Below are 8,493 nucleotides of genomic sequence, written 5' to 3'. Positions count from 1 at the left end.
GCCTGCCCAAGACCCGCTCCGGCAAGATCATGCGCCGCATCCTGCGCAAGATCGCGGAAAACGACTACGGCGCACTCGGCGACACATCCACACTCGCAGAACCAGCCGTCGTCGACGACCTCATCGAAAACAGAATGAACAAGGAGTGAGGCCCGCGCGGCACCATGCAGGGCCGCGATAAAATTAAAGCGCGACCGCCCCGGCGGTCGCGTTTCCTTTCGGATAACAGCTCATTCGGAAGACACCGCCAGCCAACCGTTCGAAACGCCTGGCGGATCGTTTACAATAGGTGAACACACGCATTTATGTCCGGATACTCGTTTCCACCCTCAACCCGGTCTTAGCCTCCGTTAATCAGCACCTCAGAATTTCCTTCCAATTCTAGCGGCATGGCTGCGAAACTGCAGAACATATGCTAAACATGATCTGGTGGGGGCGCGCTGGACGGAGCAGTGGAAATGCAACTCTCAGGCCTCTCTTTCACGAGTGCGCCGCAGGTGATGGGCCAGACACGCGGCCTGCCCGCCGTCGAGGACAAGACGGTGGATGTTCAGAAGATCAAGCCAATCCTCGACGCACGCCAACCGGAGACCCAGCTCGGGTCCCCGCAACCGCCCTCATCGTTCTGGAACACCGCGCAGGGCAAACCCGATCCGCGCAACCATAACGCGCCGCCGTCGATCATGCAGATCAAGATCAGCCAGATGCTGAACGATCAGGCGACGGAACATGCGGCCGGGCAGCCGGACGAGACGACGGAGGACACGCCGGAAGAAGCTGTCGCCGCCACCGGCGCCGCCCGACCCGCGCCCGAAGCCGCGAAGGCCAATGCCTCCGAGCACGCGATCCTGCCGTTCCCGAACCGGGAACCCGAAAAAGGCGAGGAGACCTCGCTCATGCTGCCGCAGATGCCCGAGCCGCCCGCAAGACCCGCACCCCGGGAGATCGAGGTCAAGGAGGCGCGGCCCAGCCAGGCGCAGGCGGGTTACGGCGACGCGGCCAGCATGTCGCGCAAAGACGTCTTCAGCACCTTGCCGTAGTTGTTCTTCGGCAGTTCCTCGACAGCGAAGTAGGCTTTGGGCCGCTTGAACCGCGCGATGCGGTCCAGGCAATGTGCGTCCAGCGCGGCCACGTCCAGCGCGCCGCGGCTGACCACGAAGGCCACCACGTCTTCGCCCCATTCAGGATGCGGTCGCCCCAGAACGGCGACCTCAAGCACGTCCTCATGTTCCAGCAATGCCTCCTCGACCTCGCGCGGGTAGATGTTTGTGCCTCCGGAAATGATCAGGTCCTTCGAGCGGTCCTTCAGCGTGACGTAACCGTCCGCGTCCATGCTGCCCAGGTCGCCGGTGCACAGCCATCCATCCCTGAGCGTCTTCGCCGTGGCCTCCGGGTTCTGCCAGTAGCCCGGCATGACCACGTCGCCGCGCACGAGGATTTCACCGATTTCGCCCGGTTCGGAAGCGCCGTCGATGCGCACCTCCACCGCGGATTGCGCCCGCCCGACAGAACCTAGGCGCGACCGCCAGTCCGGGTGGCTCCGGTCGCTTACCTCTCCCTTGGTCAGCGCGGTGATGCCCATCGGGCATTCGCCCTGCCCGTAGATCTGTGCGAAAACCGGACCGAAGGTTTCGGTCGCGTCGAGGATGTCGGACAGGTACATCGGCCCGCCGGCGTAGACGATCGTCTTCAGCCCCTCGCCGCGGCGGTCCGCCTCGCGCGCGTGGCGGGTCAGGCGCTGGACCATCGTCGGCGCCATGAACATGTGAGCCCGTCCGAAATGCGCCGCCAGATCGAGGGTTTCTCCCGCATTGAAGCCGCCCGAGGCCGGGAAGACGTGACGCGCGCCGGCACGGACATGCATCAGGCTATAAAGCCCGGCACCGTGGCTGAGGGGCGCCGCGTAGATCGTCGCATCCCGGCCTCCACCCGTTCGAGATCGGCCTGATAGCTCAGCGACAAGGTCATCAGCATCCGGTGGGTGATCATCACGCCCTTGGGGCGGCCCGTGGTGCCGGAGGTGTAGAACAGCCAGGCAAGGTCATCCGGCGCGCGGGCCACTGTCGGCAGAGGCGTGGCAAAGAGTGCGTCCCACTCCGGCGATCCGGCCGCCACGACGGGCACCCCGGTCACATCGGTCAGCGCCCCGGCCAGCGAAGACGTGGCCAGCGCAAGGCAGGTGCCGGAGTTCTCCATGATCCAGGCTGCCTCTCGCGCGTGGAGCTTGGCGTTGATCGGCACCACGACAGCGCCCGCGCGCCAGACGGCGAAGAGCCCCACGAGGTACTGCGGGGTGTTCTTCATGAAGATCGCCACGCGGTCGCCCGGAGCCACGCCACGCGCCGCCAGACCGCCAGCCAGCGCCGCCACCGCCGACTCGAAGCTGCCGTAGTCCGAAACGCAGTCCGTGCCGTCGAAAAGCGCGCCGCGCCCGGGGTCCCCGGCGGCGGCCCGGGTCAGCCATTCCGCTAAGTTCATGCCCGATCCTCCCTGCCCCTGATCCAAACATTAAGCGCCGAGCCGCGCAATCTGCGCCGGCGTCGCTTTTCACCGCCGCAAACCTCACCTATAAGCGCTGACAGCCTGCGCGGACCAAAGGCGCGGGCGCCATCGGCATTGGCAGCGGCAAGAGCACGGCACGAGGACGGCATGAGCAAGAACACCCACGAGACAGACGTGGCCTTCATCAAGGCCCTGGCGGAGGTCCTTCAGGAAAACGACCTGACCGAGCTGGAAGTCAAACGGGAGTACGGCGAGGACGACAGCCTGAACGTCCGCGTGTCGCGCGCGGCACCGGCGGTGACCTACGCAGCCCCGGCCCCCGCCGCGGCCCCTGCACCGGCAGCCGCCGCAGCGCCCGCAGCACCTGCCGCCGCGGCGGAACTGCCGGAAGACCCGGCGGCGCATCCCGGCGCGGTGACCTCTCCCATGGTCGGCACGGTCTACATGCAGCCCGAACCGGGCGCGCCGTCGTTCATCTCGGTGGGCGCGCAGGTCAAGGAAGGCGATACGCTCCTGATCGTCGAAGCGATGAAGACCATGAACCACATCCCGGCTCCCCGCGCCGGCACCGTCAAGCGCATCCTCGTCGAGGACGGCGCACCCGTGGAATACGGCGCCCCGCTGGTCATCCTCGAATAAACCCAAGAGGAACAGCATGTTCGACAAGATACTCATCGCCAACCGCGGCGAGATTGCGCTCCGCGTCATCCGGGCCTGCCGCGAGATGGGCATTCCCTCCGTCGCCGTGCACTCCACCGCGGATGCCGACGCGATGCACGTCCGTATGGCAGATGAAACCATCTGCATCGGTCCCGCTCCGTCGCCCGACAGCTACCTGTCGATCCCGGCGATCATCTCGGCCTGCGAAGTGACCGGCGCCACGGCGATTCACCCAGGCTATGGTTTCCTTTCCGAGAACGCCCGCTTCGTGCAGATCGTCGAAGACCACGACCTGACCTTCATCGGGCCATCGGCGCAGCACATCTCGATGATGGGCGACAAGATCACCGCCAAGGACACCGCGAAGGCGCTGGGGATTCCCTGCGTGCCCGGGTCCGCGGGCGGCGTGCCCACGGTCGACGACGCCAAGAAGATCGGGGCGGAGTTCGGCTATCCGGTCATCATCAAGGCCACCGCCGGCGGCGGCGGTCGCGGCATGAAGGTCGCGGCGGACGAGACGCAGATGGAGCGGGCCTACCAGACAGCGCGGGCAGAGGCGAAAGCCGCCTTCGGCAACGACGAGGTCTACATCGAGAAATACCTGCAGAAGCCGCGCCACATCGAGATCCAGGTGTTCGGCGACGGTCAGGGCGGCGGTGTCCACCTTGGCGAACGCGACTGTTCGCTGCAGCGCCGTCACCAGAAGGTCTTTGAAGAGGCCCCCGGCCCCTGCATCACCCCCGAAGAGCGTGCGCGGATCGGCAAGATCTGCGCCGACGCGATCTCGGAAATGGGCTATCGCGGCGCGGGCACAATCGAGTTCCTCTACGAGGACGGCGAGTTCTACTTCATCGAGATGAACACGCGTCTGCAGGTGGAGCACCCGGTGACGGAGGCGATCTTCGGTGTCGACCTCGTGCGAGAACAGATCCGCGTCGCCGCCGGTGAGAAGCTGTCCTTCACCCAGGACGAACTGAAGATCAACGGCCACGCCATCGAAGTCCGGATCAACGCGGAGAAACTGCCGGAATTCCGGCCCTCGCCCGGGACGATCTCGCACTTCCATGCGCCCGGCGGGCTTGGCGTGCGGATGGATTCCGCGCTCTATGACGGCTACCGCATCCCGCCCTACTACGACAGCCTGATCGGCAAGTTGATCGTGCATGGCCGCGACCGGCCCGAGGCTCTGGCCCGGCTGAACCGCGCGCTGGGTGAGCTGATCGTCGACGGCGTCGACACCACGGTGCCGCTGTTCCACGCGCTGCTGCGGGAAAAGGACATCCACACCGGCGCCTACAACATCCACTGGCTGGAGAAGTGGCTGGAGTCCGGCGGTCTGAAGTGATCGCATGACACGAGAGGCCGCCCCCGGGGCGGCCTTTTTGCTTGAAGCCGACTGCTGCCCGCGCAGTCCCCGTTGCCGCCAACACCCGTTTGCCGCGCCCCCGGCGATCCGTTACCGTCGGAGGCACACCTCGTCGCTTGCCCGCGGATCATGACCGTCACACCGGACCTCCTGTTGCACGCCTATCGTTCCGGCATCTTCCCGATGGCCGAACGCCACGACGATCCGGAGATCTTCTGGGTCGATCCCCGCCGTCGGGGTGTCTTGCCGATCCGGCAGTTCCACATCTCGCGCAGCCTCGCCAAACGCCTGAAACGGGAAGATTATTCCGTGACGCTGAACGCCTGCTTCGGCGGGGTGATCGACGGCTGCGCCGACCGGTCGGAGACCTGGATCAACACCGAAATCCGCCTGCTTTACGAAGAGCTGTTCGACATGGGCCATGCCCATTCGCTGGAGGTCTGGTCGCGGGGGGCGCTGGTGGGCGGCGTCTATGGCGTGTCGGTGGGCGGAGCCTTCTGCGGCGAAAGCATGTTCTCGCGGATCACCGACGCCTCCAAGATCGCGCTGGCCTGGCTGACCGACCTTCTGGGCCGGACGGGCTATACCCTGTTCGACACGCAGTTCCTGACGCCGCACCTCGCGACGCTCGGCGCGACAGAGATCACCCGGTCCGAGTACCGGCACCTGCTGGCCCGGGCGCTGATGGAGGACGCAGACCTGACGCGGGCGCCGCTGGCCTCAAGCGGCGCGGAGGTTGTGGCGCGCAACGCGGCCAACCGGGCGGAGCGGAACGTTTCCTGAAGCGGAGGGCAGCCCCCTGCCCGTCACTCCGTCGTGCAGCGCAGGACCCATACGTCGTAACGCGGGTGGTCGAGCGGGAAGAGCGCAGGCGACGAGGCCACCATCCACCCTTCGAACACCGGCTGGGCGACGCCCGCCTCGCGGATGGTGAGGAAGGCATAGGCATTGCCGGACGGGTCGCCGACCGGATAGCGGCATTCGCGCAGCACAACCTCCAGGAGGCCCATGACGTGGCTTTCGCCGTTGCGCAGGGTGAAGTCCGCCACCTTGGCGTTCAGCTTGTCGAGGCCGCGCAGAACGGCACCTGTGCCGGCATTGACCTCTTCCTGTGCCTGCGCCGCGCCGCCGAGGCACAGCGCCGCCAGTGCGGCCGCCAGAAAGGCGTTCCGGAATGTCATTCTTCGTTCCCTCCGCCGACGTACTTCAGCAGCAGCGACAGCAGGCTGACGGAGCCCTGGGTGTCGAGGATCTCGTCCCCGGCGGCAAAGAAGAACGGCGAGCCGCCCGGCGAGATTTCCACGTAGTTGCCGCCAAGCAGCCCTTCGGACGCGATGATGATCGCGCTGTCGTCGGGGATCTGGATGCCGTCCTCGACCGTCACCACCGTGTCGGCGCGGTAGGTCGTCGGATTGAGGGCGATGTCGGTGACGGTTCCCACCTTCACCCCGGCCAGCCGGACGTCGGTGCCGACGGTCACGCCCTCGATCGAACGGAAAGAGGCGGTCAGGTCATAGCCCGTACCGCCAAGCGAATAGCCCGTGCTCTGGATCGTGTAGACGCCGAAGGCCAGCGCGCCGGCCAGAACCGCCGCGCCCAGCGTGACTTCGCCGGCGGAATGACTCATTCCGGGCTCCAGGCCTCGTAATCCTGACGCTCCGCAGGATGGGCCTGGCGGATGGAGCCCTGGGGCGCATAGGCCAGCGCGGTGCCGGTCAGGTTCTCGATATGGGACTTTTCCCACGGCTTGTGCGGCAGCGGCTTTTCGCTGGGCAGGTCGTCGAAGGTGTAATGCAGCCAGCCGTGCCAGTCGGGCGACACGCGGGAAGCCTCGGCCTCGCCGTTGAAGATCACCCAGCGCTTGCCGTCGGCGCCGGTATAGAAGGCATTGCCTTGCTCGTCCTCGCCGACCTTCGTGCCCTTGCGCGCCGTGTACATCAAGGTGTTCAGGGTTGCGCCGTTCCACCAGGTGACCGCGCGCAGAAGGGTTTTGAGAATGCCCATGGACGACTCCTTCGACGTTTCAATCGCTTGTATGGCGAAACACGGGGCCAAGGTCCAGTGGCCCGGGTGACGCAGATGGCCCCTGTCTTCACCCATTTGCCAAAAATCGCTGGTGTGGCGGGGTCACCGTGGCACAGTTGGCGAAAAGATCATCGCATACGTTGCACCTCAAGCGAGCAGCCATGACCGAAATGACCCACGCGGCCGTCTGCAAGGGCGTCAAAGTGCCATCGTCTCCGTTCCTGACCGAGACGCGCATCAAGCGGATGGCAGAGGCGCGCTACGAGGGCGAGGAGATCGCCGGTGCCCTGGCCGTTGTGCGCGAAGGCGACCGTGTGCTGGAGATGGGCGCTGGCCTTGGCGTCGTGGGGGCGGTGACCGCGCTGAACGCAAGACCAGAGGCGGTGCTGTCGTTCGAGGCCAATCCCAGCCTCGTGCCGCATATCGAGAAGCTCTATGCGCTGAACGGGCTGGAAGACCGGATCGAGGTCCGCAACCAGCTGGTGATTTCCGCCCCCGACCGGCCGGAGAGCATGACGTTCCATGTCCGCAACTCCTTCCTCGGCTCATCGCTGATCGACCGCGAGGGGCGCCAGACGCGCCCGGTGGAGGTGCCGACCGTCGCCTTCGACAAGGTCCGGGAGGAGTTCCGGCCCTCTGTCCTGATCATGGACATCGAGGGCGGAGAGCTGGATTTCCTCAGCCATGCCAACCTTGACGGCATCCGTGCCTTGGTGATCGAGTTTCACCCCGACCTTTACGGCACCAGGGGCACCAAGCAGTGCAAGGACGCGCTGCGGGCGGCAGGTTTCGCGAAGGTCGAGGAGAAGTCGACGCGCTTTGTCTGGACCTGCATCCGCAAGGTGCGCCTGTCGCCGCCGCAACCGACCGAAGGGTGGTCGCGGGAAAGCGTGACTCTGGAAGGGCCGGTGGTCGTGCCGCCTGTCGCGCGCAGCCACGTGCAGGAAACGGGTGTGCTGACGCGCGAGGGTCTGCCCGTCCAACATGCCGGGCTGTGGCGGGGCCAGCGGCTGCTGACCGTGCCGCCCGCGATGCCGGAGGGCGCGGTGGAGCGCCTGCCGGGCAAATGGCTGTGGGGCGGGGTGCTGTGGCGCTACTTCCCGCATTTCATCACCGAGAGTGTCACCCGCCTCTGGGCGCTTGAGGGGATGGACCAGTCGGACTTCGACGGCATCCTGTTCGTGCCGAAGAACCCCGGCAACGACGACCCGGCGCCCGGCTTCCATCGGGCCTTCCTCGACCTGATGGGCACAAGCCTCGAGATCCGGGAAGCGCGCGTGGCGCTCAGACCGGACGAACTGGTGGTGCCGGGACAAGGGTTCGGGCTGGGCGAGATCAGCAAGGGCACGCCGGAGTTCCGTGCGGCGATGGCCGCGCGGTTCGCCAAGAAGGTGAAGGCAGAGGGCCCGGAGAAGCTTTACATCAGCCGCTCACGGCTTGGGCCGCAGCGCGGTGCCCTGCTGGGCGAGGCCGCGCTGGAGGCCCTGCTGGAGGCGGAAGGCTACACGATCTTCCACCCGCAGGAACACAGCCTAGAAGTGCAGATCGCGCACTACCGCGCCGCGAAACAGGTCATCGCGGCGGAAGGGTCGTCGCTGCACCTGTTTGCTTTTGCGGGCCGGCCGGATGCGCAGGTCGCGATGATCCTGCGGCGCAAGTCGAAGGCGACGCAGCATATCTCGACCCATATAGAGGGGTTCACCGGGGTGAAGCCGCTCTGGATCGACCATCTGCGCCGCACATGGGGCCGCATGGATACGCCGCGCAAGCGTCTGCATATCGGAGAGCCGGACTTTGCCGCGATCCAGAAGGACCTGATCGCCGGCGGGTTCATCGGCCAAGGGGACGCCTGGACGCAGCCGCCTGAGGAAGAGATGCAGGCGCTGCTTGGCCCCGACTACCAACTGGTCGACGAGGCCATGAGGATCGCAAGCTGAGGC

Annotated in this window: 8 protein-coding genes and 1 pseudogene; 5 read left to right on the top strand and 4 right to left on the bottom strand. The window is 66.2% G+C overall.

From position 1 onward, the window contains the following. Positions 1-458: 458 nt before the first annotated feature. Positions 459-1,040, top strand: a complete 582-nt coding sequence (locus ACU0DV_RS08220; protein WP_446241255.1) for a hypothetical protein — start codon at positions 459-461, stop codon at positions 1,038-1,040. Here the strand turns inward: ACU0DV_RS08220 and ACU0DV_RS08215 are convergent. Continuing rightward, a pseudogene (locus tag ACU0DV_RS08215) lies at positions 986-2,478 on the bottom strand (AMP-binding protein). The gene ACU0DV_RS08220 and the pseudogene ACU0DV_RS08215 overlap by 55 nt on opposite strands. A 171-nt stretch (positions 2,479-2,649) precedes the next feature. Here ACU0DV_RS08215 and accB point away from each other — a divergent pair. From accB to aat, 3 genes are all read left to right on the top strand, one after another. Beyond that, positions 2,650-3,141 (top strand): acetyl-CoA carboxylase biotin carboxyl carrier protein, encoded by a 492-nt coding sequence (gene accB / locus ACU0DV_RS08210; protein WP_100927526.1) that lies wholly within the window; start codon positions 2,650-2,652, stop codon positions 3,139-3,141. A 16-nt stretch (positions 3,142-3,157) separates the two neighbouring features. Continuing rightward, complete coding sequence (gene accC / locus ACU0DV_RS08205) at positions 3,158-4,507, top strand: acetyl-CoA carboxylase biotin carboxylase subunit (protein WP_446241256.1); 1,350 nt, start codon at positions 3,158-3,160, stop codon at positions 4,505-4,507. 150 nt (positions 4,508-4,657) lie between these two features. Then, a complete protein-coding gene (aat, locus tag ACU0DV_RS08200) occupies positions 4,658-5,311 on the top strand; it encodes a leucyl/phenylalanyl-tRNA--protein transferase (RefSeq protein WP_446241257.1) in 654 nt (217 codons plus the stop codon). Positions 5,312-5,334: 23 nt separating this feature from the next. Here aat and ACU0DV_RS08195 read toward each other — a convergent pair whose 3' ends face one another. Genes ACU0DV_RS08195 through ACU0DV_RS08185 form a run of 3 tightly spaced genes read right to left on the bottom strand, consistent with a single transcriptional unit; the run spans position 5,335 to position 6,532 of the window. Continuing rightward, a complete protein-coding gene (locus tag ACU0DV_RS08195) occupies positions 5,335-5,709 on the bottom strand; it encodes a DUF2155 domain-containing protein (protein ID WP_446241258.1) in 375 nt (124 codons plus the stop codon). Beyond that, the gene (mlaD, locus tag ACU0DV_RS08190; protein ID WP_100927530.1) at positions 5,706-6,155 is read right to left on the bottom strand and encodes an outer membrane lipid asymmetry maintenance protein MlaD; all 450 of its coding nucleotides are present in this window, start codon (positions 6,153-6,155) and stop codon (positions 5,706-5,708) included. The genes ACU0DV_RS08195 and mlaD overlap by 4 nt, the downstream gene beginning before the upstream one ends. After that, positions 6,152-6,532 (bottom strand): NADH:ubiquinone oxidoreductase subunit NDUFA12, encoded by a 381-nt coding sequence (locus ACU0DV_RS08185; protein ID WP_100927531.1) that lies wholly within the window; start codon positions 6,530-6,532, stop codon positions 6,152-6,154. Before ACU0DV_RS08185 ends, mlaD begins: the two co-directional genes overlap by 4 nt. A gap of 182 nt (positions 6,533-6,714) precedes the next feature. Here ACU0DV_RS08185 and ACU0DV_RS08180 point away from each other — a divergent pair, with 182 nt between their 5' ends. After that, complete coding sequence (locus ACU0DV_RS08180; RefSeq protein WP_446241259.1) at positions 6,715-8,490, top strand: FkbM family methyltransferase; 1,776 nt, start codon at positions 6,715-6,717, stop codon at positions 8,488-8,490. The last annotated feature ends 3 nt before the right edge of the window (positions 8,491-8,493 follow it).

It is taken from the genome of Sagittula sp. (genome assembly GCF_052825245.1).
This window is presented reverse-complemented; position numbering and strand designations above follow the sequence as displayed.

Coding starts and splice junctions, on each gene's coding strand:
- accB (WP_100927526.1), top strand. CDS start 2,650: ATGAGCAAGAACACCCACGAGACAGACGTGGCCTTCATCAAGGCCCTG.
- ACU0DV_RS08180 (WP_446241259.1), top strand. CDS start 6,715: ATGACCGAAATGACCCACGCGGCCGTCTGCAAGGGCGTCAAAGTGCCA.
- accC (WP_446241256.1), top strand. CDS start 3,158: ATGTTCGACAAGATACTCATCGCCAACCGCGGCGAGATTGCGCTCCGC.
- ACU0DV_RS08185 (WP_100927531.1), bottom strand. CDS start 6,532: ATGGGCATTCTCAAAACCCTTCTGCGCGCGGTCACCTGGTGGAACGGC.
- ACU0DV_RS08220 (WP_446241255.1), top strand. CDS start 459: ATGCAACTCTCAGGCCTCTCTTTCACGAGTGCGCCGCAGGTGATGGGC.
- ACU0DV_RS08195 (WP_446241258.1), bottom strand. CDS start 5,709: ATGACATTCCGGAACGCCTTTCTGGCGGCCGCACTGGCGGCGCTGTGC.
- mlaD (WP_100927530.1), bottom strand. CDS start 6,155: ATGAGTCATTCCGCCGGCGAAGTCACGCTGGGCGCGGCGGTTCTGGCC.
- aat (WP_446241257.1), top strand. CDS start 4,658: ATGACCGTCACACCGGACCTCCTGTTGCACGCCTATCGTTCCGGCATC.